Origin of the sequence: Psychrobacter nivimaris (assembly GCF_904846365.1) — a bacterium.
In the GTDB taxonomy this organism is placed as follows: domain Bacteria; phylum Pseudomonadota; class Gammaproteobacteria; order Pseudomonadales; family Moraxellaceae; genus Psychrobacter; species Psychrobacter nivimaris_B.
In genome coordinates this window covers 84,397-109,811 of the sequence record NZ_CAJHAL010000006.1, presented here as the reverse complement: position 1 = coordinate 109,811, position 25,415 = coordinate 84,397, and the positions used below count along the sequence as shown (strand labels likewise).

Annotated in this window: 26 protein-coding genes; 13 read left to right on the top strand and 13 right to left on the bottom strand. The window is 43.0% G+C overall.

From position 1 onward, the window contains the following. Positions 1-47: 47 nt before the first annotated feature. Positions 48-329: a hypothetical protein gene (locus JMX63_RS04495; protein WP_101206189.1), complete on the bottom strand. Its 282-nt coding sequence runs from the start codon at positions 327-329 to the stop codon at positions 48-50. Positions 330-753: 424 nt separating this feature from the next. On the opposite strand from JMX63_RS04495, the gene JMX63_RS04490 reads away from it, so the two are divergent. From JMX63_RS04490 to JMX63_RS04455, 8 genes are all read left to right on the top strand, one after another. Then, entirely contained in the window at positions 754-2,448 is a 1,695-nt protein-coding gene (locus tag JMX63_RS04490) for an alpha/beta hydrolase family protein (RefSeq protein WP_201555874.1), read from the top strand. Positions 2,449-2,556: 108 nt separating this feature from the next. Continuing rightward, positions 2,557-2,736 (top strand): YdcA family protein, encoded by a 180-nt coding sequence (locus JMX63_RS04485; protein WP_201555873.1) that lies wholly within the window; start codon positions 2,557-2,559, stop codon positions 2,734-2,736. A gap of 292 nt (positions 2,737-3,028) precedes the next feature. Beyond that, entirely contained in the window at positions 3,029-5,821 is a 2,793-nt protein-coding gene (gyrA, locus tag JMX63_RS04480) for a DNA gyrase subunit A (protein ID WP_201571226.1), read from the top strand. A 176-nt stretch (positions 5,822-5,997) separates the two neighbouring features. Next, on the top strand, positions 5,998-7,068 hold the full coding sequence (gene rarD / locus JMX63_RS04475; protein ID WP_201571225.1) for an EamA family transporter RarD: 1,071 nt from the start codon (positions 5,998-6,000) through the stop codon (positions 7,066-7,068). 240 nt (positions 7,069-7,308) lie between these two features. Next, on the top strand, positions 7,309-8,379 hold the full coding sequence (gene rarD / locus JMX63_RS04470; RefSeq protein WP_102078141.1) for an EamA family transporter RarD: 1,071 nt from the start codon (positions 7,309-7,311) through the stop codon (positions 8,377-8,379). 193 nt (positions 8,380-8,572) lie between these two features. Continuing rightward, a complete protein-coding gene (locus JMX63_RS04465) occupies positions 8,573-9,241 on the top strand; it encodes a glutathione S-transferase (RefSeq protein WP_057759100.1) in 669 nt (222 codons plus the stop codon). Positions 9,242-9,335: 94 nt separating this feature from the next. After that, positions 9,336-9,647, top strand: coding sequence for a hypothetical protein (locus tag JMX63_RS04460; protein WP_102078140.1), 312 nt, complete (start codon positions 9,336-9,338; stop codon positions 9,645-9,647). A 104-nt stretch (positions 9,648-9,751) separates the two neighbouring features. After that, complete coding sequence (locus JMX63_RS04455; RefSeq protein ID WP_102078139.1) at positions 9,752-10,888, top strand: ribonuclease Z; 1,137 nt, start codon at positions 9,752-9,754, stop codon at positions 10,886-10,888. 40 nt (positions 10,889-10,928) lie between these two features. Here the strand turns inward: JMX63_RS04455 and JMX63_RS04450 are convergent, their stop codons facing one another. Beyond that, positions 10,929-11,900, bottom strand: a complete 972-nt coding sequence (locus JMX63_RS04450) for an ATP-binding protein (RefSeq protein WP_406947814.1) — start codon at positions 11,898-11,900, stop codon at positions 10,929-10,931. Between the two features lie 192 nt (positions 11,901-12,092). Here JMX63_RS04450 and JMX63_RS04445 point away from each other — a divergent pair, with 192 nt between their 5' ends. The 5 genes from JMX63_RS04445 to JMX63_RS04425 all read left to right on the top strand — a co-directional run bounded on the left by JMX63_RS04445 (position 12,093) and on the right by JMX63_RS04425 (position 15,591). Next, positions 12,093-13,118 (top strand): serine/threonine protein kinase, encoded by a 1,026-nt coding sequence (locus JMX63_RS04445; RefSeq protein ID WP_201571224.1) that lies wholly within the window; start codon positions 12,093-12,095, stop codon positions 13,116-13,118. Between the two features lie 168 nt (positions 13,119-13,286). Further along, entirely contained in the window at positions 13,287-13,847 is a 561-nt protein-coding gene (locus JMX63_RS04440) for a DJ-1/PfpI family protein (RefSeq protein WP_320157861.1), read from the top strand. 59 nt (positions 13,848-13,906) lie between these two features. Next, the gene (locus tag JMX63_RS04435) at positions 13,907-14,305 is read left to right on the top strand and encodes a ribbon-helix-helix domain-containing protein (protein WP_201555863.1); all 399 of its coding nucleotides are present in this window, start codon (positions 13,907-13,909) and stop codon (positions 14,303-14,305) included. Between the two features lie 611 nt (positions 14,306-14,916). Next, positions 14,917-15,321 (top strand): hypothetical protein, encoded by a 405-nt coding sequence (locus JMX63_RS04430; protein ID WP_201571222.1) that lies wholly within the window; start codon positions 14,917-14,919, stop codon positions 15,319-15,321. Next, the gene (locus JMX63_RS04425) at positions 15,322-15,591 is read left to right on the top strand and encodes a NosD domain-containing protein (protein ID WP_201571220.1); all 270 of its coding nucleotides are present in this window, start codon (positions 15,322-15,324) and stop codon (positions 15,589-15,591) included. 78 nt (positions 15,592-15,669) lie between these two features. Here the strand turns inward: JMX63_RS04425 and JMX63_RS04420 are convergent, their stop codons facing one another. The 11 genes from JMX63_RS04420 to JMX63_RS04370 all read right to left on the bottom strand — a co-directional run bounded on the left by JMX63_RS04420 (position 15,670) and on the right by JMX63_RS04370 (position 25,374). Then, positions 15,670-16,164: a glycoside hydrolase family 108 protein gene (locus tag JMX63_RS04420; protein WP_201571218.1), complete on the bottom strand. Its 495-nt coding sequence runs from the start codon at positions 16,162-16,164 to the stop codon at positions 15,670-15,672. A 64-nt stretch (positions 16,165-16,228) separates the two neighbouring features. Next, positions 16,229-16,570, bottom strand: coding sequence for a hypothetical protein (locus JMX63_RS04415; protein WP_201571217.1), 342 nt, complete (start codon positions 16,568-16,570; stop codon positions 16,229-16,231). Further along, positions 16,570-17,091, bottom strand: coding sequence for a hypothetical protein (locus JMX63_RS04410; protein WP_201571215.1), 522 nt, complete (start codon positions 17,089-17,091; stop codon positions 16,570-16,572). Before JMX63_RS04410 ends, JMX63_RS04415 begins: the two co-directional genes overlap by 1 nt. A gap of 33 nt (positions 17,092-17,124) precedes the next feature. Beyond that, positions 17,125-17,304 carry a hypothetical protein gene (locus tag JMX63_RS04405; RefSeq protein WP_201571213.1) on the bottom strand — a complete coding sequence of 60 codons (180 nt, stop codon included), beginning with the start codon at positions 17,302-17,304 and terminating at the stop codon, positions 17,125-17,127. Further along, complete coding sequence (locus JMX63_RS04400) at positions 17,304-21,557, bottom strand: host specificity protein J (RefSeq protein ID WP_201571211.1); 4,254 nt, start codon at positions 21,555-21,557, stop codon at positions 17,304-17,306. The genes JMX63_RS04405 and JMX63_RS04400 overlap by 1 nt, the downstream gene beginning before the upstream one ends. Next, positions 21,557-22,132, bottom strand: coding sequence for a tail assembly protein (locus JMX63_RS04395; protein ID WP_201571209.1), 576 nt, complete (start codon positions 22,130-22,132; stop codon positions 21,557-21,559). Before JMX63_RS04395 ends, JMX63_RS04400 begins: the two co-directional genes overlap by 1 nt. A gap of 42 nt (positions 22,133-22,174) precedes the next feature. Continuing rightward, the gene (locus tag JMX63_RS04390) at positions 22,175-22,915 is read right to left on the bottom strand and encodes a C40 family peptidase (RefSeq protein ID WP_201571207.1); all 741 of its coding nucleotides are present in this window, start codon (positions 22,913-22,915) and stop codon (positions 22,175-22,177) included. Positions 22,916-22,918: 3 nt separating this feature from the next. Next, positions 22,919-23,719, bottom strand: coding sequence for a phage minor tail protein L (locus tag JMX63_RS04385; protein ID WP_201571251.1), 801 nt, complete (start codon positions 23,717-23,719; stop codon positions 22,919-22,921). Beyond that, positions 23,719-24,570, bottom strand: a complete 852-nt coding sequence (locus JMX63_RS04380) for a phage tail fiber protein (RefSeq protein ID WP_201571205.1) — start codon at positions 24,568-24,570, stop codon at positions 23,719-23,721. Before JMX63_RS04380 ends, JMX63_RS04385 begins: the two co-directional genes overlap by 1 nt. An 8-nt stretch (positions 24,571-24,578) precedes the next feature. Then, positions 24,579-24,920, bottom strand: coding sequence for a phage tail protein (locus JMX63_RS04375; RefSeq protein ID WP_201571204.1), 342 nt, complete (start codon positions 24,918-24,920; stop codon positions 24,579-24,581). A 58-nt stretch (positions 24,921-24,978) separates the two neighbouring features. Then, positions 24,979-25,374 carry a lipoprotein gene (locus JMX63_RS04370; protein WP_201571203.1) on the bottom strand — a complete coding sequence of 132 codons (396 nt, stop codon included), beginning with the start codon at positions 25,372-25,374 and terminating at the stop codon, positions 24,979-24,981. Positions 25,375-25,415 lie beyond the last annotated feature (41 nt).

Below are 25,415 nucleotides of genomic sequence, written 5' to 3'. Positions count from 1 at the left end.
AGATCAATAATTAAGAGGGTCAAATTAATAAAACTATTCAGTATTAACTAGCGTTTCAAACGTCTGTTAATTACCCATTTAAAAACGACCTTCGCTAATACAATAACGACAAATACCACGATAACAAACACCCACATACCATTGCCTTGTAGGTTTTCTTGATAGGCCTTTGACAAGTATGCTGATAAAGCCATAGCGACTAAAAGTGCTCCCCAACGGACATAAGGGACAGCGCGATTGTTATGGTTAGGAAAGCTAGCAACATAATCGCTCGAAAAGCTGTATAGCACCATTGCTAAAATCCAAACAATTGCAAGAATGATATCCATAATAAAAGTAGCCTGTTAGGTCGTTATTTAAGTGCTATAAAAGATGAGTTAGTGTAGCGTTTAGAAATTTTTTGTCCAGTAACACTCAAAAAATAGCTGCATCAAAGTGGTTTAAATCACCATGTGCTTATGAAAAAAGTATGATCGTGAAAGCCAACGGTTTCATTAGCTTTTAAGACATGCCAATTGCCTAAAGCTACTCGTTTTCTAGCGCTGGAGCTATGACGGCTACTTGCATACTTTGTAGTAGCTTTTAATAATATTTTGCGATATAAATAGTAAGGTTTAAGAAACAGTTACGATTGAGTGAATATCATGCCGAATCACTTAATTAATAATTATCGATGGAAAAGACGTGCAAAAAAAATCTACTGCCAAGGACTTTCGGCATATTTTTGGTTTACCACTGCTAAGGATAGCAACCATGATTAAATCTAAATCCACCACGGATACCAATGGCAAGTCATTTGCCAATACTTATCAACTTACCTCCATTACTATCAATAAACCAATAATGTCACGTTGCCTATTATCAATCGCCATTGCCAGTAGTTTATTACTGGTTGGTTGTGGTGATGACGATAACGATAGCATTGTTCGTAATGATACGTCAGTTGAGAGTATCAACGCGTTTAGTACCACTGAAATAGACGATCAAATTAGTCTTAGTGGTACAGCTACCCCTGCTGCTAAATGCGATATCAAAATCAAAAAGGTCAGCTATCCAACGGTTGGCGCAGCAGGTGAGCGAACGAATGCGACCGCAGCATTGATGCTACCAAGTGGTGATAGCGCTGACTGCCAAGGTGACCGACCTATCTTGCTCTATGCGCATGGCACGACTACTGATAAAGACTATGACTTTAGTCAAGTGGCCAACACTCAGAACCCAGCCGTTGGTGAGTCGACATTGATTGCCGCAAACTTTGCGGCGCAAGGTTATATTGTGGTTGCACCAAACTATGCAGGTTACGATGACTCAAAACTTGATTATCATCCGTATCTTGTCGCAGAGCAGCAATCCACTGATATGGCTGATGCATTAGATAGCGCGCGTGAAATCATTGTCAGACAAAAACATGCCAACGACAGCGACTATGCCAACATTGATGACTCAGGTAAGCTATTCATCAGTGGTTATTCACAAGGCGGGCATGTGGCAATGGCCACCGCAAGAATGCTGGAGCAAAACGATGAGCCAGTCACAGCCATTGCACCTCTATCAGGACCGTATGCATTAGCAGCATTCGGTGATGCAATCTTTTCGGGTAACGTCAATATCGGTGCGTCTCGTTTTGCACCATTATTAGCAGGTGGCCTGCAAAAAGCATATGGCAATGTCTATAACAGCACAGCTGATATATTTACTGCCAATTATGCAAACACCCAATTACCAAGTTTATTAAGCTTCGGCGAGCTGGTCGCTGCCAATAAACTACCAGATAATGCATTATTTGAAGCAAAACCCACTGGTAATGCCTTATTAGATCAACTGCCAGACAGTGAATTGCCATTTGCATTCTTAGGTTTTGCAGACGATAATTATCTGATAAAAACAGACTTTCGTGCCGCCTATGTCACGGATGCTTTGCAGAATCCAGACAGCTTAGTGGTAGGTACAGGGTTATTGCCAGCAGCCAACCCACAGAATAATCTACGTAAGGCGCTAAAAGCCAATGATCTACGTGGTTATATACCAAAAATGCCAACCCTATTATGCGGTGGTAACCAAGACCCAACGGTCTATTACGATCTAAATAGCAGTTCAATGGCTGCTATTATTCAAGGGAGTGTCGCACAAAATCCAGCCCTTACCGTTAACGTGACAGTATTAGATGTTGATGCCACGACAGCTAATGATCGTCCTAATACTCCTAATGTTCAACTTATTGGACAGGCGTCTCTGAACCAATGGAATATTAATTCTGTGGTAGCAAGCGTTCAAAGTAACTTTGTTCAAAATCTTCAACGCGTAGTAGATGTAGGAGCACAGCAAGGCATACCTGCAAGCGTTGCTGTATTGGGTAACTATCACGGTGGTCTGGTCAGTACGGCTTGCACGCAAGCCACGCGTGAGTTCTTTGAGCAAAACTTTAATCAAAGTAACAACCCCACTTAATATCACCAAGCGTTTATAAATAATTTATATTTAAATGACGTCAAGAAACTGCATTTATTGAGTGCAGTTTTTTGACGTTTAATGTTTCTCTACTTGAGAAAATAAACAATGAAACCAATCAACACAGCGCTACTGGCCCTAGTATTTGCCTTTACATCTATGAGCCAAGCACAAGCTCGAAATACGCCTTGTTCAGGTAAAATAGGCGGGGTGTCTCATTGCTCAGCAGATGGTAAGTTCGTCTGTAAAAATGGCAAAATCAGTCAATCAAAAAAAACCTGCCATTAGAATTATTTTAGCGTGTGTCAATAATTCAAAATATCACTGCGAATGAACCGCCTAGCTTGATTTTAATGGCAGTCAGAACCCCCTAAATCAGCAAATTTGTGCTAAAATAGCTTCTTTTATTAAACATTAAAACTATCGCTATTTTCCTATTGTTTTGCACGTGTAGCAGTGTTTTTTTATGGTGTCTATTTTGGTCATGACTGCCCATTTATGTGGCAGTATTTTTATATGATCTATGGGTGCCATAAGCGATGTGTCAACGTTAGAAAAAAATGTGAGTGAAGGAGTGTATATGAGCGAATCGGTCAGTCCTATTGGCATCGTAGATGAACTAAAGCAGTCGTATTTGGATTATGCGATGAGCGTGATCGTCTCGCGTGCGCTGCCTGATGTGCGTGATGGGTTCAAACCTGTACACCGCCGCGTGATGTATGCCATGCACGTGCTATCAAACGATTATAATAAACCGTACAAAAAATCAGCACGTGTGGTCGGTGATGTTATCGGTAAGTACCATCCACATGGCGATAGTGCCGTCTATGATGCCATCGTACGTATGGCGCAGGATTTCAGCTTGCGCTATCCAATGGTTGATGGTCAAGGTAACTTTGGCTCGATCGATGATGATCCTCCGGCAGCGATGCGTTATACCGAAGTACGTATGACTAAACTGACCCACCAGATGCTCGCTGATTTGGACAAAGACACGGTCGATTGGGAAGACAACTACGATGGCTCTGAGCGCATGCCAAGTGTGATGCCAGCGCGTATTCCTAACCTATTGGTCAATGGTGCGACGGGTATTGCCGTTGGTATGGCGACCAATATGGCCCCGCATAATCTGACCGAAGTGATTAATGCCTGTCTGGCCTATGCTGAAAACCCACAAGTTTCAGCCGAAGAGCTGATGTCGCATATCTCAGGTCCTGATTTTCCTACAGGCGGTATTATCTATGGCCGCGCGGGCATTTTAGATGCTTATCGTACGGGTAAAGGCCGTTTGCATATCCGTGGTCGCTATCATATCGAGCCGATGAGTAATGCTGGCGTCAACCGCGATCGTGAGCGTATTGTATTTACCGAAGTACCTTATCAGGCCAACAAAGCCAAGCTGATCGAGCGTATCGCAGAGCTTGTTCGTGATAAAAAAATCGAAGGTATTAGCGAAATTCGTGATGAGTCTGATAAAGACGGTATGCGTATCGCTATTGACTTACGTCGCGGTGAGACGGCTGAAGTTATTGTTAATAACCTATTTCTACAAACGCCGCTAGAGTCTAGCTTTAGTATCAATATGGTGGCGCTCGATAATGGTCAGCCAAAACTATTGACCTTGCGTCAGCTTATCGCTGCATTTGTCCGTCATCGTCAAGAAGTGGTGACCCGCCGTACGATTTATGAATTGAACAAAGCCCGCGTTCGTGGTCATTTGCTAGAAGGTCTAACGGTTGCTCTAGCCAATATCGATGAGATTATTGCGACGATTAAAGCGTCAGCAAACCGTGGCCTAGCACGTGAAAGCTTATTAAATAACACGTGGGGTTCAGGTAGTGTCGTTGCGATGCTTACGGCTGCTGGTAGTCAATCGGTACGTCCTGAGTTTATCGATGGCGAAGATCCTAAAGCGCCGTTTGGTCTGATCGAAGGCGAAGAGCGCTATCGCTTGTCACTTGAGCAGGTCAATGCGATTTTAGACATGCAACTGCATCGTTTGACGGGTCTTGAGCAAGACAAGCTGACCGAAGAATACCAAGACCTACTGCGTGAAATCGCACACTTAGAGTCTATCCTTGGCGACTTTGATAAGCTGATGGCGATTATCTCTAATGAGATGATCGAGATTCGTGATAACTTTGGTGATGAGCGCCGTACCGATATCATCGATTCACGTATGGACTTTAGTCGCGAAGACCTTATCCCTGAGCAAACGGTCGTCATGACGGTATCGCGTACTGGCTACGCCAAAACTCAGCCGATTGATGATTATGTTGCACAGAAACGCGGCGGTAAAGGTAAGTCTGCTACGGCAATGAAAGAAGACGATGTAATCGATCATTTAGTCGTGACATCAACGCATTCTACGGTACTGTGTTTCACTGATAGTGGACGTGTCTTTAGTCTACGTGGTTTTGAAGTGCCGATTGCTAGTCGCGGTGCTCGTGGTCGTCCATTGGTTAATCTAATTGGCCTAAATAGCGACGAAACCGTTACAACCATACTACCAATTCCAAAAATTGTGGAAGATACATCAGTAGTAAGTGAAGTATCAGAAGTAAGCAATGATGACGATTCGGTAGAAGATAGCAACCAAGCAGAGCCGCCTTTTGTATTCTTTGCTACGGCCAACGGTACAGTGAAGCGGGTAGAGCTGAAGCAGTTTGCCAATATTCGCTCGAACGGTTTGATTGCGGTTGGGTTAGAAGACGGTGATAAATTGGTCAGCGCTCGCATTACCAATGGTAGCCAAGAAGTGATGTTGTTTGCTTCAAGTGGTAAAGCGATTCGTTTTGATGAAAATGATGCGCGTGCGATGGGTCGTACAGCTAAAGGCGTCCGCGGTATGCGTCTGGCTACTGACGAATTTATCAAATCATTAGTCGTTATCGAAGATGATGTACGTGAAATCTTGATTGCTTGTGAAAATGGCTTTGGTAAACGTACCTTTATCGATGAGTTCAATACACAAAATCGTGGCGGTGGCGGTGTGATCGCTATCAAGACCAGTGAGCGTAATGGCGCGTTAGTACGAGCGACCAAGGTTGACTCTACCGATGATATTATCTTAATCTCTGATAAAGGTACGTTGGTTCGTACCCCAGTTGAGCATGTTGCTAGCTCTGGTCGTAATACACAAGGCGTAACATTGATTCGTCTGTCAAAAGATGAAAAACTGGTTGCTATGGCGCGTGTTGAGCACGAAGAGAGCGATGACGAGCTTATCGATGCCATGAGAGAAGACGGTACGTTTGAGGTAGAAGGTCAGGAGAAGATAGATATTGATGCAACAACTGACAATACTGCAACTAATGACATCGATGATGCGATTGATATTGCAAACGATCATAAACCAAGTGACAATCTATAATAGACTAACTATGCATAAGACGATGACGAGTAACAGTCTTGGTAATTAGCTTTTGAGTCTAGTCTCTTAGCATTTTTCTAGAAAAAAGCCTCTGACGTTATCGTCGGAGGCTTTTGTTTTTTCATTCTCATTTTTTCAATACTGTAAATAAGGTTCTATTTTTTAAGGCTGTTGTTATGCTTACGACCAATCAAACTTTTCAGGGAACGGTTGCTTCGGTATCATCGAGCTTTTTATTCTCGATGATGTTTTTGTTTGGACTGTTTATGCTGCCCTTAACAGGGACGCAGGTAGCATCATGGCGTGTGCTCATGATGTTGCTCAGTTTGGTGATATTGGTTAGTTTGACTAAGCAGTGGCAACGTGTTTTTGATTATATAAAGACGCTAAAGACGCCAAAAGAATGGCTAATATTTATACTGCCTGCACCAATCCTAGGTGGACAGATTTGGTTGTTTATGTGGGCACCGGTCAATGGGTTTGGTCTCGATGTCACATTGGGCTATTTTTTATTGCCGCTAGTGATGATTGTGCTTGGTCGATTCTTTTACCATGAATATATGAGTATCTTGCAATGGGCTGCCGCGATATTTGCAGCACTCGGTATCGGCTACGATATTGTTCAGTATGGTTCAGTATCTTGGGTGACACTGTTTGTATGCTTGGGTTATCCACCGTATTATCTGCTACGGCGCACCCTTTCTGTACCACCTATTACGGGTTTGTTATTTGATTTGACGCTGTTGACACCAGTAGTGCTCATCGTGCTTTATATGACTGGCGGTTTTGATGTTGCAGCGCAAGACATGAAGTTCTGGTATCTATTGCCGCTGCTTGGTGCTTTTAGTGCGCTTGCGATGTCGCTGACGATGATTGCTAGTAGTAAGCTGCCAGTATCACTGTTTGGGGCGCTAAGTTATATAGAGCCGATGCTGTTATTCGTATTGTCTATTACTATTTTGAGTCAAAGCCTTGAAGAAGGTGGTTCGCTCTTTATGTACGGCATGATTACGCTTGCGCTACTGGTTATGATGGCTGATAGCATAAAAGGCTATCTCGTTCGTCAGCGTAATGATCGCTTGCATGGCTATAGAGAGCTTCAGATTGGCGGCTTTCCACCGCGTCGTCATTTTATCAATCAGCGTATCGATGGCGTGCTAAAAGCCCATCGTTTTCGCAAGATTCGTCGTTACCAAAAGAAGATGGATAAGATACAACAAAAAATCCAACAACTTGATGCAAAATAAGTATTTACCTGCATTAAATTTACTCAATTTAAAAGTTTAGACACTAGATGAACAGTGGCATTGCTTATTCATTCTGACTTTGACATAATGCCGACCATGATGTAAGCCTAGTACATCAAAAGCGTTCAACTTAGATTGCGCGACGACCTTATATGCAAAAGCCTCAGACGTTCTCGTCTGAGGCTTTTGTTTTTTTTAAAAATTGCCATGGATGTGCCCCAATCTTTAAAGGCTGTTGTGATGCTGACTACTAACCAAACCTCGCAGGGTACAATCACTGCCGTCGCTGCAAATTTTTTATACTCATTGCTGTTCTTATTTGGTCTACTGCTGCAACCATTATCAGGTACGCAAGTCGCTTCGTGGCGCGTGCTGACAATGTTTTTTAGTCTAGTACTGCTGGTAAGCGTATTAAAGCAGTGGCAGCACATTTTTGATTATTTAAAAACACTAAAAAATGCAAAAGAGTGGTTTTTATTTATATTACCCACACCGATTTTGGGTGCGCAAATCTGGATATTCATGTGGGCGCCAGTCAATGGTTTGGGACTTGAGGTAACGTTGGGTTACTTCCTATATCCGATGATTATGATCGTTGTCGGCAGGTTCTTTTATAACGAAGACATGAGCTTACTTCAGTGGGCTGCCATTGTATGTGCAGGTCTGGGTATCGCTTACGATATTTTTGAGTATGGGGCTATTTCTTGGGCGACTTTATTTGTTTGCTTGGGTTATCCTCCTTATTATCTACTACGTCGCAAGTTGGCAGTGCCGCCTATTACTGGTCTTATCTCAGACCTTGTATTGTTATTGCCAGTTGTATTGGTTGCGCTGTATATGAATGGCGGTTTTGAAGTAGCAATCACCAACCATAAGCTTTGGTATCTGCTGCCGTTATTAGGCATTATCAGCACCGCTGCAATGTCACTAACGATGGTGGCCAGTCAGAAGTTGCCTGTCTCACTATTTGGCACTCTGTGCTACCTTGAACCAATATTCTTGTTTATCTTCTCAATCGCAATTTTAGATCGTAACTTACATGATGGTGGCTCGATGCTGATGTACAGCATGATTTTTGTCGCATTGCTGATTATGATTGCCGATAGCGCATTAGGTTATACGGCGCGTAAACGTGAAGACCGCTTACATGGCTACAATGAGCCACAAGTAGGCAGTTTTCCACCACGTCGTCGTCTGAAAAATCGCCGTATCAAAGGCGTGCTAATCGCGCATCGATTCCGCCAGATCAAAAAATATCAGCAAAAGATAGATAAAATGACGCGCAAGATTGAAGCATTACATTTAGATTAATGTTGAAGAGTACACCGTCTGAGATAGTATCGATTCGGTAGGCATAGTTTTCCAGCATGTCTGCCAACTCACAGTATTAAAGAAGTACAAATTACGCTATTATCGAGAGCAGTGGTGCCACAATCGATTAAACGTATGGTGCTATATCTGAGATATTATGCTGATTTACTACAATATATAACTAGGACGGTTTATGTTACATCTTCATCATTTAGCAAACTCGCGCTCGTTTCGTATTATCTGGCTGTTGGAAGAGCTCGGCGCCGATTATAAACTGACTTGCTATGAGCGCAACAAGGCATACCGTGCTCCTGATAGCTTAAAGCAAGTGCATCCGATTGGTAATGCGCCGATATTAGAAGCAGACGATCGTGTGCTGATTGAGTCAGGGTTTATCATTGAATATTTAATTAAGCATTATGATAAAGAAAAGCAGTTCAAACCTGACGATAATAACGAAGCAGCGTGGGAAGCCTACACGTTTTGGCTACACTTTGCAGAGGCTTCATTAATGCCACTGTTGGTCATGCGTTTGGTATTCACAAAAGTAGTGTCTCAGTCGCCGATGCTAATCAAACCTATCAGCAAAAAAATCCAAGGTCAGATTGAAAAAAACATGATCAGTAGCGGTTTGGAGAAGATGCTAGATATGATGGAGCGTCATCTACATGAAAATCACTGGTTTGCAGGTAGTGAATTTAGCGCCGCTGATATTCAAATGCATCTTGCAGTCTTGGGTGCCAATGCTGGTGCAGGTTTAGATCAGAGTAAATATACCAATCTTTTGAACTGGCTCAAACGCTGCGAAGAACGAGATGCCTTTAAGCGAGCAGAAAAAAAGGGTGGCCGTCTGAATTTCTAGAGGATACTGGTATAATCCTCTCTCAACGCTTAAGTAGCCATGTAGACCAAAGGCTTTGTTTATGAATAAACAAAGCCTTTTTTAGGATAATGTTATGACAGACCTAAATACCTCGAATAAAGACAATCTGAAGCAAGATAGCCTAGACAAAGATGACAATCAGTCAGCAACTCAAACATCACTTAATAAGCAAGATACCAGTATGCAAGAAAATAATAGACAACAGATTAATAGCCAACAAGTCTCTATCAAATCGTGGTCACAGAAAATCCTGGTGGTAATTCTGTGTGCGGCGAGCTTCTATGGTGGTTGGAAATCTTACGAATCAAATATGGTAAATGAGTGCACTGCCAATGGCGGACAAATGGTTGAAGGTCAAAAAACCATGATATGCCAATTGTCATAACTAGGGTATATTCTTCGTTTATCTTATTTCTGTCATTGTTTTCATAATGAAGAGACGTTCTCGTACTTCTGAGCCAGTACTCCTGATAAATAAAAGGCATCATTATGCTAAAGCTAACCTTTTTGGGAACCTCTGCAGGTGTACCGACCAAACAGCGTAATGTGACCGCATTGGCCATAGAGTGTCTGAATCCACATACCTCTGGCGTACAGCAAGGAAGTCGTCAACAGAATAATCAGAGTAAGAAATCGCGTCCATGGGTGCTGATTGATTGCGGTGAAGGCACGCAGCAGCAATTACTACGTACCAAACTCTCCTTACATCAATTAGCTGCTATCTGCATCACTCATGTGCATGGTGATCATTGCTATGGTCTACCAGGGTTGCTAGCTAGTGCTGCCATGTCAGGACGCCGTGAGCCATTAACTTTGATTGCCCCAAAAGCGATTGCTACTTTGCTTGATGCCATTACCGCTACTACAGAGCTTTATCTACCTTTTGCTCTCAATTTTATAGCGATTGAAGAGGTATTAGCTGAGCAAGGTGATACGAACAAGGTTAACATTAGCTTAAGTGACCAACAGCAGCTTGATATTGATATCACGCTGCTATCACATCGGGTTGCTTCTCATGCCTTTGGTATTACTCAGACTATTAGCCGCCGCACCCTTAATACAGATAAGCTTGTGGCGGATGGTATTCCAGCAAGTGCACTGTGGGGTAAATTGCAGCAAGGCGAAGATGTCACGACTGAGGACAATAGACAATTGCACTCAGTAGACTATGTCGACGATGAGGTACAGCGGACGCGAGTGGTGGTGGCAGGAGACAATGATGCGCCAAATTTGTTAAGCAAAGCCGTTATCAATGCGGATTTATTGGTGCATGAAGCCACTTATACGCATGAGGTCATGATGGCTATTCAAGCCAGAAACCCTGACTATGACCCAATGCATAGCAGTGCGCATGTGGTGGGCACATTCGCGCAAAAGATGAACCTGAAAAACATCATTTTGACCCACTTTAGCGCTCGCTATCAGGGTTTTGATAATCCAGATAGCGAAACGCCAAATATGGCATATATTCGTTTAGATGCTGAGAGCGTCTACAAAGGTAATCTATGGCTGGCGGCAGATTTTGACCAATATATGGTTGATGGTGCAGTTGAATCGGTAAGCAATCAAGAGAACAGGCAAGAAGAGAGTCGCGTGCAGTATATAGGCTCTGCACGCAGTGATTAGACATCGTTAAGCTTAGATATGATTTAGCGTTAAATATGACCTAGTACTTACTGTCTTCGATAGCCAATTGTGTTTTACCACTCCAAAAACGGCTAAATTGATAAGCAACTCGTCCTGAGCGACCACCACGTTCTGAGGCCCAGCGTAGCGCATCCTTTCTGATCTTATCAGGCATAGATTGACTTTCCAAAATGCCCTTAGCATCACTATCCACATCAGCTGAGATTTTTTGCTGCTCTAAACTCAGATAGTGCTGAACAATATGCAGATAAGTCTGCTGATCCATAGGATGGAAGGTGAGGGACAAACCGAACCGATCTGATAATGACACGGTCTCATCAATGGCCTCATAGGGATTGACTTCATCCGTCTGCCCATTATAGATATCGACATTGTCTTTCATCATCTGCGGTAGCAAGCGACGACGATTACTGGTGGCGTAGACCAGTAGTTTGTCTTGCTCAGAGTCTAGCGAGCCATCGAGTACGCTCTTTAGCGCACGATAGCTTTCGTCTTGACCATTAAAAGCGAGGTCATCGCAGTATACGATATAGCGGCAATGACAATCTGCTGGTAGGGCATTAATAGCAGCACGAATCTTATCCAATACTTGCAGATCATCGCGGGCAACCTCAATAATACGCAAGCCTTCACTATGATGGGCTTGTAGCAAAGCGCGAATCAATGATGACTTACCGGCACCGCGTGTCCCTGACATCAATACATGGTTGGCAGGGTAACCTTTAATAAACTGACGGGTATTCTGTACCAATTTAGACTTTTGCGTATCGATACCATGCAAATCATCTAAGCTCAAAAACAGGTTGACCGACAAAGGTTGCAGGTGACCAGTGCGTCCACCAACCCAGCGATAAGCAAGCTGGCTCGGATCGATTTCAATAGTTGGTGTGACTCGCTCTTGTAAGTACTGACTGAGTAAGTCTAACAAAGGTGCGGGTAGGGCGTAAGTAGGTTGATCAGATGGCATGGTCGGGATAGTTGGTTGTGACATAGTGGCTCTAGCAATTAAGGTTGTCTTTAATACCATACCCAAAAATACAATTAACGCTGCTGAAATTTCAGTGCCTACAATCTTAGTACCTATTAATCGTAGTACTTGTAATCATTATTCGCGCTATTATTATCTTTGGAAATGATACGAATGGGAAGGCAATAATCTCACTATATTATGAGAAACAATACCATGGAAAATAGTGCCAGTAATCCGTCTATTACGCAAGCCTTGCAAGCGCAGGCGATGCAGCTATTGGCCATTATTACCCAAGAACTGGACGCACAATATTTTAGGGAGATAGTGCATCAACGTATTGCTCAGCAAAGCACAGAACAAACGCAAGGTATTAAAACGCAACATATCGACAATACTTATTTCCAAGGTCTAACGCGCGCCCAGCATCCACAATTTGGTAGCGTGATGATTAAATGGCAGTTGAGTGATGGCGCTTATCCTATTGCTTCTGATTTAACTCATGAAGCGAATATTTTAGCTGCTGTAAATGCTTCATCGAAAATCAAAGATAATGCTATCGCACCGCCGCTATTGGCTCATCATTGCGTGGACGTTCAAATACTAGAGCAGTTGCAATACTTAGTTATAGTGGTCACACCTTATTACCCTAATGGTAGCTTGGCGAGTCAGCTGACCGCTTCAAAACACCTGTCACTAATAGCGTCACAAAAGCATCATTTCATCACTCAGGCTGCACACTTGATAGCTAATTTGCATCAGGCTGGCTGGTTACATAATGATATTAAGCCCAGTAATATCTTGATTAAAGGTGCTCACGATGAGTGGTCAGCAGATACTATGAGTAATGGTCTGCCCCCTAGATTATTACTCACTGATTTTGCTTTATCACAACATATGACGATGGCTAATAGCCAACCAAATCCTGCTGGCACACCAGCGTATCTCGCACCTGAGCGCTGGCAAAGTCAGGGTGCAACGGTGCAAAGTGATATCTACGCGTTTGGCGTAATGATGGTTGAGATACTAACAGGAAAACGCCCGTTTCAGGTAAGCGCCAATAGCTATGATAAATTAAAAACGTGGGCGATTCAGCATTGCCAACAGCCTATTCCAAAGCTGTTATCAGAATATAGTCGTTATCAATGTATGGTCGATAAAGCATTGGCGAAGCGGGTAGAGAGACGGTATCAGAGTCTGGAAGAGGTATTGGAGGGTTTAATATTATTAGAAAATAGCTAAGTTTATGATTTTATTTTCAAAAAGTGATTGTTTGTAGTATGCACATGTTACCTAGTCGTTGTTTTTTATGTTTGAATGGATATTCAGACTCATTTTAAGCGAAGTCGCTACAAATTAATTTGGGTTCCCGTATTTCATTACAATATTTCATTACGATACAGTGAGAATATCATGGCTAAAGTACTTATCATTACCGGTGATTTTGTTGAAGATTATGAAAACATGGTTCCGTTCCAAGCGCTTCTAGCGATGGGGCATGAGGTTGATGCTATATGCCCAGATAAAGTGGCAGGTGATAGCATTGCTACCTCAATACACGATTTTGAAGGTGATCAAACTTATACCGAAAAACGCGGTCATAATTTTGTCCTTAATGCGTCTTTTGCTGATATCAATGTAGAAGATTACGATGCCTTGTATTTACCAGGTGGGCGTGCGCCAGAATACTTGCGCTTGAATGCTAAGGTCATTGCAATGATTCAGCATTTCGCAAATACTGATAAACCGATTGCCTCAGTTTGCCATGGGCCACAAATGCTGACGGCTGCTGGCGTATTGAAGGGTAAAAAAGTATCTGCTTATCCTGCGTGTCAGCCAGAAATAGAAATGGCTGGCGCTGAGTATGTCAAGTTGCCTATGGATGGCGCTATTACAGATGGCCAACTGGTAACGGCACCTGCATGGCCTGCCCACCCAGCGATGCTAAAGCAGTTTGTTGCTTTGCTATAAGCATTAATTCGGGTCTGTTGAACGTTCAATAGACCCCAGTATCGAGAGAGGATATATATATGTGCCAACTTTTTATTAGTGCTGACGACAGCTTGTGGAGCTCTAAAACCAAATCACTTCGAATTCAGGGCGTTGTCACCTCAATTCGTTTAGAAGTGTTTTTTTGGGATATATTAGAAGAGTTGTCATTTCGTGATCAAATGACGGTTAATCAACTGATCACTAAGCTATACCTTGAATCTCTCGATGCTGATCATGATATTGGCAATTTCACCTCTTTTTTAAGAGTTTGTTGTTCTCGTTATTTATCTTTAATAGCCGATGGCGATCTTTCTCGCGAAACAAGATTACCTTTAGAAAAAGTCGATGCAAAACATATCATTCAACGTGAAACCCTTCGTAAAAATCAACGTAGTGCATTATTCAATGACAGTGAGGGAAACCTTTCTATTAATTAGGTATGCCTATGGCAAGTGCATGCAAATATTGGCAAAGCGGGTAGAGAGGCGTTATTAAAGTACGGATGAGGTGCTACAGGACTTAAAAAGGCTATAAAAGTAAATTAATATTTCTCATGAGATATTTTATGGTTTTAACACCAAATTCCAGACACAAAAAAACCTGCTAAAAAGCAGGTTTTGATATTTGGTCTAAGATGTACTATCCGAAAATGGTGGGGCTGGAGAGACTCGAACTCTTTTTGATATAGTTTAATATAGATTAATAAAAAATTAATATAATTAAATCATATAGTTAAAATAAGTCGTTTTGATTGATTTAAACTAATCTAATGAAAACTGCGTCAAAAAATGCGTCATGGTTTAAGCTTCATATTTAGGAGTAATATGTTTCACTGCAATAGTGAGAGTTGAAACCGATTACATCACATACTATCAAACGCTATCAAATTCTCACTTAGTAATATCAATGACTTACGATTATGCAGTGTGATTATATGTGATAGTGTTTGACGGCAGGCTGTCAAAAATCATGTCAAGACTAATTCTTCTACCTCATGTACCGTTTAAAGTGCTAATCTTATATCTACAAAATAAATGAGTATGCAATAATGTCTAAAGGTATAGTAATAAAGCGCGGTGGACGAAACAAACTTTCTAATGGATCAATTGATATTGACGGCAAGGATGGTATAGCTATCGAAATGGAAGAGACTTTTGATAATGAAATCGAAGATATTAGAATATCAATTAAAGACTCAACAGAACAGTTTGAAAAAATGAGAGCAGCCATAGCAAATATTCAAGACAATTCAGTTAACTGTGAAACTGGCAACAATTACAAAAGCGATATTTTAAACAAGATATCAGTTTTAATAAATGAAGAACAATCTTCAGTAACATCTATTATTGGGCTGATGGGCTTGCTTAGCAACTGGATTACAATTCAAGGTGCGTTAGCCCCTTTATTAGCCCCATATATTGTTTATCTAACGACATTACTAGGAGCTACATAAATGTGTAGTGGTGCAATCACATTAACCAATACGATAGGATGCGAAATAACAGGAGTAAGAGTTATCGGGTTTGACGTTGGAGTAGAAGCATCCAACTCATACAATCTAAAAATAGAGGATCTAACTGTTAATAACTGTGCTATAGGAGTAAGTCTAGAGGATTGTTGGGATTCAGACATTAAAGATATAAATATAACAAACCAGAATATTGGTTTTAAACTTACGAATTTATCTATAGCAATGATACGCGCATACCATCAAAACATATAGGGTTTGAATTTTACTAACTATCAAACCCTAACGAGATCAAATGTTGCAAAATAGCTATTTAATCTCGTCAGATAATTTTCAATTATCTGCTGCTGCATAACGTAGATTTTTGACAATTCGACGAGCCCAACCTTTACCGAAAGTCTGCCATATTCTTAAATTAGTAAAGAACTCTAGGCGCTCAGCATTGAACAATAATACCACATCATTCTTATCCATAGCTGCAACGGCCGCCAATGTGCGTGGACCAATCAAACCATCATCACTGGCACCGACTGCACGCTGCAAGAATTTAACAGCTTGGCGATTACCGTGATTATATGCAGCGTCGGTTAGTTGCCATGCAATTAGTCTATCTAGTTGATCGCCTTTAACCGCTTTATAGTATGACTTCTCAGTGATTTGCTTGGCAAGTGACTTGGGTAGCTTTCGCATATCACCCCAATAGCCGTGTGCGTTCGCAACACGCTTGGTCACACCATACATAGTTTCGCCGCCAGGGTCATTGGGATGGTTGACGTAACCACCTTCATGATCCATTAATCTATCAAAAATCATGTCATAGATGCTCATGTTATTTACCTTATTTTAGACATTAAAAAAGCCCCCAGATTGAGGCTGTGATTAATGTGATTTATTATTTATCTATATTTTCAACCACCTTCTCACCGATTTTATCCGCAACTTGAGCTGCAAATTTTGGACTCACAATATCTAGTGCAACAAGCAAGTAACCAGAAAACGCACCTGCTGGAATTGATATTAAGCAAAGCGGTAGTAAGTAAGTCAGACCGAATTTCTTTTGCAGCACCTCAGCGATCGCGCTACCCGCTACGATCGCTGTGAAAATTAGAATTATTGATACTTTTACGTCATAGCCCTTTTTGTTGATGCCATAAATACCGCCAACAAAACCGCCAAACATGCCAAATATTACTTGTGGAGTGAATGAGGTTACGACCTCTGATACCAAGCTCATTACGCCTCCTTAGTAGTGACTCGCTCTTTTAAAATCGCTCGCTTGATGATCTTATTACCTGTGAAAAACATGGCTGCTGCCCATATGCCAAAGACGACTGTTGCTGGTGTTATCATGCCGTGTTGGGCAGCGTAGTAAGCGCCTGTGATCACACCCCACGCCAATGATGAAGCTATCTGACAAAGTCCACTCGCTTTGACTGCTCTTAGTGATGGCACTAGCATTGCTATTACCTGTAGGACACCTAAAACGAAAAATCCTACAAACCACCAAATAGATACTGAGTCAAAAACCCTATAGCTGGGCATTGCTAATCCGCCAGTACCGAAAGCCTTATTGCAGATAAAAACAAGGCTGAAAGTTAGTATGAATAGAGCGTTAATCACTTCAGCAAATGTAATACTGATTGCTAAATACCGCTTTAACTTTACGAGTTTTCTACTTGTTTTGATGGCTGACCCTGAATTGCACAGCCATTTGTTAAATAAAAACATCTTTAGTAGTGTTTGTTTTATATCCATGACGCCCTCAAATTCTGTCGTAAAAAAACCGCCTTAGTTGGCGGGGTCGGTTGTCCATTTGTTGTCTACCCAGTACCACGACTGGTCATAGTCGGGCGGCGGTGTGAGCGTGAAATCTTTATCATCACCCATGTCATATAAAGCTCCGTCAACATTACCATTGTCTCGGTACAGATAAATGCCGCTATCTTTTGAGTATATATATAAAATCACTATCGCTTAGCTCCCATTACGTGTATAGAACGGTCTTCCCTAAAGTACAAAGTCGTATTCCCTCTAGTACTGTTATGTCTAACCCTAACGCTGTAGGTGTGAGTGCCAGATATATTTGAATCAACCATAGTAGGGATTGTCGCCATGTCAAAGTAGGTATCAGCATCAACATTTCTTGAAAAGCTACCCACAACTGTACTACCGTCCCTAAGAACCTCAAAGACAATTGCTCCGTTTATACTACTACCTCCGGTACCTCTAATTAGACCAACCCTAGCGAAAGTAACCTGAATAGAAACATTACCGCCTTCAGGGTCTAAAGATATGCTACCAAAAGTATAGCCCGTGGCAGCGTCAGAACCAATGAGATCCACATTGCCAGAAAAGGTCTGCACTCTAGGCACAATAACCGAATCTTTCTTTATCTTTAGTGTGTCAACTTGCGCATCTCCAATTTTTGCGCTAGTTACTGCTAAGTTATCAATTTGAGCTGATTTAATAGCCGCATCTTTAATTTGTATCGTATCGATCGATGCACGAGGTGCGTAAAAGTTACGCGCATAAGCGCCAGCAGGTACGGTTACGCCATCAATAACTTGTGGCGTAGTCAGTACCATCCAAGGACTTGTGCCACTTACGTCATTAGGCTTACCGACTGGAGCTGATACTGAGAACATGTCAGCTCGTATATCAAAAGCGGAAGGCTGACCAGCATTATTAACAAGTCCATAACCAGCAACCTTGCCGCCGACATCTAACTTTAAGGTGTACTCACCTTTAATGCCGTCAACGACTTGCTTTGTTTCCCGTAGTGACGCTGTGTTACCGCCAACTGTAGCTTCAAGTGTAGTGACTTCACGAGCTAACGCACTGGTTGCCGTGGCCTCCGTCTCGATGCGTTGGACCAACTGAGCATTGCTAGTTGCAACCTCGGATTGCAAATTAGTAATGCGCTCATTAGCCGCATAATTATCACGAGAAACGGTTTTCCAGTACGTCCAATTCGTTGAGCGACTGGCGTTTGCGTACTTCGATGCGTCAGCGTAGCGCGGTTTATAGTCAGAAATAATACCCTCTAGCTTTTCACCTTGAGCTTGAAACTCATCGCCAGTATCTTCTTGAAAGTCGATAAACTCAGTATTAAATTCTGATATAGCAAACCATGCAGGGCTGACGATGGGTGTGCTGTATTCAACCTTGGTGGGGTTTTTATACGTTATCTTGCTACGTGTCCATACATAGTCGCCCTTATTGACTATTGGCGCACTGGCTGTCCAAGTTGTCGGTACAGTAGATTCTGACTGACTAACTCCGTATTGCTCAACAATACTGTCAATACCTTGACCTATTTCGCCTTTTGCACCACTAGCACCGCTATCGCCTTTTGCTCCTGTGATGTTCGTACCGTTAACACTGGGCTTGTAAGTTATAGCACCATCTGCGCCTTTCAGTTTGGTACGGCTGAACATATACTTCGACTGTTGCCATACTGGCGCTGTGGTCTGCCATGTGCCGCCCGTAGGTGTTGTTGCATTGCTAGACAAGTAGTACTCAACATCAGCACTTTCTATAACGCCATCAATACGCTCATTTGCATCAATAATATCTTGTATGCGGTCTGCTGTTTCTTGTCCGATTGCATCCTCATTCTCGCTAATTTTACCGATTTTACTGGTAAGACTGGCGTTGAGTGAGGACTCGTCAATCTGACCTTGTATCAAGTTCATGACTTTATCGGCACTTGCATCAGTCGTACCTGTTACCCATGCTGACCATGCAGACTTAAAGCCTAGCTTATCAACCAAACGCGCACGATAAGACTGTGACAAGTTGCCTTGCAAACCTGTGACCGTATGTGTGTTTGTTGGATAGCTGTACTGACCTAATAATTTGACGTTAGTATTGGGTGCGCTGCCTGTTTCAATTTCAGTATAAGCGGCATCGCCTGAACCTGTACCAAAGCCCCATTTCAATTCCATGCCAAACAACACGCCTGTTGCTGTTAAGCCAATTATGGTAGGTGGCAGACCAACTTTGCCCTGTATAGCTGTTAGTAATGACGTTGTAGGCTGTGATTGCACATCAAAGGCTGATACCGCACGCACTCGTGCTAGATAGTTACCGCTATATACGCCCTCAATTTCTACTGACACGTTGCCAGTGCGTGGTAATTTAATCCATGACCCATCGTCTTTGCGCCATTCCACATCATAAGCGACCGCATCTTTGACTTGCGACCAGCCAATGACCAGCGTTGTGACTGTTTGGCCTTGTACGACACGGTGACGGCTGGTGATTGTTACACTGGTTGGCGCATCAACCACATCAGGATTGACGATAGTGATATTGGTTGGCTGAACGTCTGTACCATAATCAATCACATCATACTTTTGTGGCTCATGTTGTATTGCTGTAATACTAAAAGTTGCATCATCATTCTGCTTACTGTTCATGACACGAAAGCGCATCAGCTTTAAATCGGTCGTTTCAATTGCCCATACGTTCTCGGCTTCTGCTGCTGTAAATGCTGCATTAAGCGTTATCTTACGACCAGAAACTGATTTAATCGTGCGGCGTTCTGACTGTCCGCCGCCGCCATTAACAATAAGTATGTCACCAGCGTTGGCCACAATATCACGATCAACGGTTACAACGTACTGAGCGTCGCTGACAGCTGACACACGGCCGCCGTTGGCACGTCCTGCAAACAACTCATCTGACACATTGATGATATTGCCGACTTGCGGGATAAAGCCGTCTAATCCGACACCAAACGATACTTGGCGTGTCTCTAACTGCTCAGTTTTAAGTGCCCAAAGTCCTGCACGTTGAGCTTGTGCCTGACTGGTGCAGCCAAATGCAGCCAAATCGAGCACTTTAACGCCGAATTTGGCCATTGCTTTTTCGTCACGGATATACTCGTACTCGGTCTCAAAACCATTAAGCGGATTATCCCAAGCGACTTTTGCTAGTGTGTGTCGGTCACGTGCTCGTGTGCCGGTATATTCAAAATTACCATCGATGACATTGGCGCGGGAGAATGTATAAACAGGGTCCTGTGGCACATCTGCATCAAGTACAACTTGCTGACCATTCCAGTAACTCATGGCTCGGAATATACCAGCAATGTTGGACAGCACTTGATAGGCGTCAGCTTGTTTTTGTAGATAGACGTTACACGTAAACCGTGGCTCTAAACCGCCTTGACCGTTCGATACCATCTGATCGCAATATTGACCAAGCGCATATAGTGACCACTTATCAATCATCGTTAAATCTAAACGCTCACCTAGACCGTAACGCCACTGAGTGCACAAATCAAAGTACACCCATGCAGGATTATTGCTATAAGCATCTTTAAATGTACCATCCCAAATACCAGTATAAGTACGAGCAACCGCATCATAGTTGCTTGGCACACGAATAATCATGCCGCGTATGCGAGCTGCCATCTTTGCAATACCGCTAAATGTCTCAGCGTTATACTGCAAGCCGAGTAGAGCAGTGTTTGGGTACCGCAGCTTTACATCAATAACCTCAGCAACGGCATCGATAAACATATCATCTTGCACATATTCGCTTGAATCATTAGCTGTTAAGCGACGCACACGTATCTGCCAACCTGTTGTAGATTTTGGCAAATCAATACGGTGTGTGCGCTCGTAACCTGCGCTGGTCTTGTCCTCAATCTTAGTGTTAAGCACTTCGACGTAAGCACCGCCATTCGTTTGTAAATCAATCGCGTATTGGACTTTATAGCCTTTCACATCACCGCTATTAGGGTCGGTTTTTGACAAGCGATTCCACTTAAAACGGATGCGAACGGCTGATAACTGAGTATCTGTAAACGCTTTGATCCATGGGTTATCACTACGCAATTCAATGTTAATAGGCGTCTCGTTAGATACATCAGGAAAGCCCTTGATATATTCCTGCTCATTAGTGCCTGTACGAAAATCCCAAGTCACACCATCAAAATTTGAGTTACCTGCGTCATCGAGCAGCGGCGTACCATCGAGATAGATTGATTTACCGCCATTGACTAGACCTGCAATCTCACCTTCGCCTAGAATGTACAATATTTTAGCGGTACTGGTGCTTGCCACTGAGTCTTTAGCGATAGACGGCTTGCGTGATTCGCCCGAACCTGCTTTTGCGCCTTTAATTGGCTTTCGATAAACACAATCATGAACCACAAGCCCATTAACACCATCGCCTAGTCCTGAGCCATCATTTCGCCACTTTATAGTCATTATTGATTGTCCTCTGTGTAGATACCTGCACTACCGATTGCCCCGCCAACCGTACGCTCACCGTATGGCAAGCCCACTACATTGCCCTGCGCTACGGTTGTGACTGCGCCGCCAAAGCCGTAGTTTGCCCTATTGCCATCTTCGTCTTGGTTGCCAAGCTCAGGCGTAGGCATGAGTAGTGATGCTGCGCCGCCAACCATTAAGCCGACACCTGCACCAATGGCCCACTGCATACCAGGTACAAAAACGCCGACACCTACTAAGATTGCACCAGCTACTACTTGCAACCACCCAAACGCATCACCGCCTGCGCCCATAATCTTTGGCACAATATGAATAACGCTTGCAGACGTAGCATTACCTATCTCTTTTTCGCCAATATTGCCTTGCTCAGTCTGCTCATCTAAAAACACAGCAAAGCGCATACCGTCTTGCTCAGCTTTTAACATAAACATTTTAAATTCAGGTAATTGGCAAGCAATAGCATGTGTTGCCTCGGCTGCTGACATAACATCGAGCTTGAAAAACTCACCAAATTTATCAGCAAGTACGCCATGAAGATGAATGGTTTTCATAAATTGCGCCTATAAAAAAGCCGCTAATTTAAGCGACTTGTGTTATTTAATTAGTGATTTATGCCTGATGATAATTGCTGCGCGGCGTTGCCATTGCTCACCGTATATTTCGCGTAGAGACTCACGGTTATAGGGGTGATGTAACACTAAGCTATCACCGATAACATCGTCTGTACGCTCAGATTTGAGTGAGCCGTCACCGATAAAGACTATCGCGTGGTTCACATGGACAGTGCGACCTAGGCGACAAAGTATCAAGTCATGTTTTTGGATGGTATCGACCTCAACAAAACCCTCAGCTCTAAAGTTATCAAGATATAAAGGCTCACTGTCTGCTGATTCCCACCATACGTCATCACGGTGATAGTCGCTCAGCGTTATACCAAGCTCGCGCTGATAGTAGTCTTTAACGAGTGTGTAGCAGTCCATTAGGCCATGATGGTACTCACGGCCCAATAACGGCGCTTGATAGCCGTCAGGCTTATGCAGCTCAACGTCGATGCCATTGGTGATAATCCAAGGCTTACCATGCAAATTCATCTGTACGCGGTCTGGCATACTTGGGTTTGTGCTGCCATCAGGATGACTATGAACATAAGCTTTAATCTTACCTTCTTTGGATGCGCCAATCAGGTCCATCGGGCATATCTCAAACTGAGCATGGCTGGCTGCTATGTTGGTGCAGGGGATATACTCTTTGCCAATAATTACACCGCATGACTCACGCGGATATTCAGCATTAGCATGAGCGATAATCGCAGCTTTTATAGAATTGGTTAGCATGGGTTATCCTGATATGAGTGATGAGCTTGGAAAACCGCCAAATGGTAGCGGGTTGTTATCGCCGAAGCGCAGACGACAATCGCTTAGCCTGCCACCGCATTTATCTTTTGATGGATCATCAGTAGGCGTACCATCTTCGGTAAACATAGCTGTACCTGTATAGCCGCATTCCTCACCACGATAGCGTCCATGTACTGCCCAATGGCAATATGATGTGATCTCACGAGTAGGGATGCGTGCACCTTCAAAATCGATAGGGTTTGATAGCTCAAAAGTTACTGCACTGGCGTTCTCAGACGTTTTTTGCTCAACGTACCAAAGCTGTTTGCGATACTCATTAGCGGCTTGTGGATTGCCATCGGTAAAGTTTGCAGCATCTAAGTATTTTGCAAGTGTGTTTATGACAGTTAGTTTTGCGCCTGCAAAATCATCAAATTGTAGGCACATGGCACTGATTGCACCTTGAATACCGTCGATGTTGTTTGCCAGTACAAGGCTTGGCGTTGACGCACGACCATCGCCGCGCATCTCTAAACCGTCTGATTGGATTGGGATTGGGTTGTAGACGTTGCCCTGCCAAATGATATCGCGCCTAATAATATCCTCTGTGCCCGTATTTGCGACTTTGTACGTGCTACTTGCAAATTCAGTCTTACTAGCAAATTTAAAGAGATACTGCCAATCCTCATAGCTCACATGACCATGCCATCGCATGATACCAGCGCCAAGCTTTGTAGCATCAAGTTCATAAAGTGTGACAAGCCCTGTGACTGATAGTTTTTGTAGGTCTGATTCGAGCATGATTACACCTCGCTATCGGGCACTATCGGCTCAAGTGTTACGGAGTCAGTTATTGGTATTTCATTTAGTCGCAAATCAATCCAACGACCATCTGGAATATCAAGCGGCTCGTCTAGATCAGGCTCAAACGTAAATGTTGTCATACTAAAGATGCGTTTGTACGATTTGAGCGTGATAACACCATTAGTCTCAACGAGCGTTACTGCGACTTTAGGGTTTCCGTTGATGTCTTTTGGTAGCTCGATATACCAGCCATCCGTTGATAAGCCGCTGATAGTTGTGATTGTGTAGTCGCCAACATCGTTCTTGGTGTACGTGATATTTTGACTTTCAGCATCACTGTTTAGCTCTACTTTATCAGCAAATACTTTAACGATTGGGCTAGCTGCTTTAATAAACCCGTTACTATCTTTAGTTGTATTTCGGTCTGTGTATAAGTAAAAATCGCTGTAAATATCTTGATAAAACGATCTTATGCAGATTTGATTAGTTGATGCAGTGTAATACGGCAAGTAGATTGCAGCGCCCACTTCTGACGTCTGCTTTGTCAACTTTATACCGAAGTTGTCATATTGCCCCATTTTGCTTGGTACTGATGTAGCACCTGTTGAGTAGCGGAAAAAACCGTTCTTTACTTGCTGAATGGGTATAGATAAGTCGTAATTAATTACACCGCCAAGCGCGCCCCAACCAAATGCTCCAACTTGCATTACGTTGCCAGATGACTCACCAACCGAACGGCTTGCTGCATGACTCTGATCTTCAAAGTTAGTCTTAACCTTGCTCCACAGCAAAAACTCATTATCGCCAGTCGCACCGTTACCTGTGCCAGGATTTGGAACTTGAATAGTCATACTATCTCCTAAACGCTCATAAATTGTTCAAAATTAAGTGATATTTGCCAGTAGTCGCCTTTGCGCTGCGGTGTTGAATAGCTGCTACAGGTGTATTGCTTGGTGTCGCCAAAGGGGTCTGTCCATAGAAAAGGGATCACACCAGCATGCTCATCGATAAAATTCATAATGGGCTTAATAACATTATCAATCTGACCAGTTTTGGTACCTGACCAGTTTCTAGTTTTGTTATTGATTCCAAACGATGAGAGTTGTGCGTAACCATCACCAAACTGGGTTTTATTGACCTTATATTGTGTGGTGGGCGTTGCGCCCATGTCCATCTGCCAGGTAAATGTCTTTATTGCCATTATAATCACCCACTAAAAAGCCCACTGAATAGTGGGCTTATGGTTAGTTTGAAATAGTTTAGAGTGTTGGTAGTAGCTGAAAGTTGCCATTCATATCGCCACGTATGCGATAGTTCTTAATATCACCTTTATTAAGTGTAACATCAACGGCGTCAGTGGCAGATGGGCACAATCCACGTGAAGTATCAAACGACAAGATATGTCTACCGCTTGGCACATGGAGTGTCGCTGATTCAGACGGTCTTAAGCTCGCTGTCTGTTTACCATCAACAAATATGTATGTGTTGCACGCCGATCCAAGAAAGCCACTATCGCGCGTAACAACGACTGTAGCAGATTCAGCGGTTGCGGTGCTATATAGCATAGGCGCAACCGCAACTGATGAGGTTGTTGGTTTGGTGGAGCATGCGCTCAGTGTGGCCACAGCAAACACAGCGAATAGTACTCGTTTCATAATAACCTCTAAGTGAGCAAATTATTATCATATCGACTTTT

Bases quoted from the DNA above. Each gene is read 5' to 3' on its own strand.
- JMX63_RS04390 (WP_201571207.1), bottom strand. From the start codon at position 22,915: ATGCTAACCAATTCTATAAAAGCTGCGATTATCGCTCATGCTAATGCT.
- JMX63_RS04435 (WP_201555863.1), top strand. From the start codon at position 13,907: ATGTGCCAACTTTTTATTAGTGCTGACGACAGCTTGTGGAGCTCTAAA.
- JMX63_RS04380 (WP_201571205.1), bottom strand. From the start codon at position 24,570: ATGACTATTCAAGTTCCAAATCCTGGCACAGGTAACGGTGCGACTGGC.
- JMX63_RS04420 (WP_201571218.1), bottom strand. From the start codon at position 16,164: ATGAGCATCTATGACATGATTTTTGATAGATTAATGGATCATGAAGGT.
- rarD (WP_201571225.1), top strand. From the start codon at position 5,998: ATGCTTACGACCAATCAAACTTTTCAGGGAACGGTTGCTTCGGTATCA.
- JMX63_RS04370 (WP_201571203.1), bottom strand. From the start codon at position 25,374: ATGAAACGAGTACTATTCGCTGTGTTTGCTGTGGCCACACTGAGCGCA.
- JMX63_RS04400 (WP_201571211.1), bottom strand. From the start codon at position 21,557: ATGACTATAAAGTGGCGAAATGATGGCTCAGGACTAGGCGATGGTGTT.
- JMX63_RS04450 (WP_406947814.1), bottom strand. From the start codon at position 11,900: ATGTCACAACCAACTATCCCGACCATGCCATCTGATCAACCTACTTAC.
- JMX63_RS04395 (WP_201571209.1), bottom strand. From the start codon at position 22,132: ATGAAAACCATTCATCTTCATGGCGTACTTGCTGATAAATTTGGTGAG.
- JMX63_RS04460 (WP_102078140.1), top strand. From the start codon at position 9,336: ATGACAGACCTAAATACCTCGAATAAAGACAATCTGAAGCAAGATAGC.
- JMX63_RS04415 (WP_201571217.1), bottom strand. From the start codon at position 16,570: ATGAGCTTGGTATCAGAGGTCGTAACCTCATTCACTCCACAAGTAATA.
- JMX63_RS04465 (WP_057759100.1), top strand. From the start codon at position 8,573: ATGTTACATCTTCATCATTTAGCAAACTCGCGCTCGTTTCGTATTATC.
- JMX63_RS04445 (WP_201571224.1), top strand. From the start codon at position 12,093: ATGGAAAATAGTGCCAGTAATCCGTCTATTACGCAAGCCTTGCAAGCG.
- JMX63_RS04425 (WP_201571220.1), top strand. From the start codon at position 15,322: ATGTGTAGTGGTGCAATCACATTAACCAATACGATAGGATGCGAAATA.
- JMX63_RS04485 (WP_201555873.1), top strand. From the start codon at position 2,557: ATGAAACCAATCAACACAGCGCTACTGGCCCTAGTATTTGCCTTTACA.
- JMX63_RS04495 (WP_101206189.1), bottom strand. From the start codon at position 329: ATGGATATCATTCTTGCAATTGTTTGGATTTTAGCAATGGTGCTATAC.
- JMX63_RS04375 (WP_201571204.1), bottom strand. From the start codon at position 24,920: ATGGCAATAAAGACATTTACCTGGCAGATGGACATGGGCGCAACGCCC.
- JMX63_RS04490 (WP_201555874.1), top strand. From the start codon at position 754: ATGATTAAATCTAAATCCACCACGGATACCAATGGCAAGTCATTTGCC.
- JMX63_RS04410 (WP_201571215.1), bottom strand. From the start codon at position 17,091: ATGGATATAAAACAAACACTACTAAAGATGTTTTTATTTAACAAATGG.
- JMX63_RS04455 (WP_102078139.1), top strand. From the start codon at position 9,752: ATGCTAAAGCTAACCTTTTTGGGAACCTCTGCAGGTGTACCGACCAAA.
- JMX63_RS04430 (WP_201571222.1), top strand. From the start codon at position 14,917: ATGTCTAAAGGTATAGTAATAAAGCGCGGTGGACGAAACAAACTTTCT.
- rarD (WP_102078141.1), top strand. From the start codon at position 7,309: ATGCTGACTACTAACCAAACCTCGCAGGGTACAATCACTGCCGTCGCT.
- gyrA (WP_201571226.1), top strand. From the start codon at position 3,029: ATGAGCGAATCGGTCAGTCCTATTGGCATCGTAGATGAACTAAAGCAG.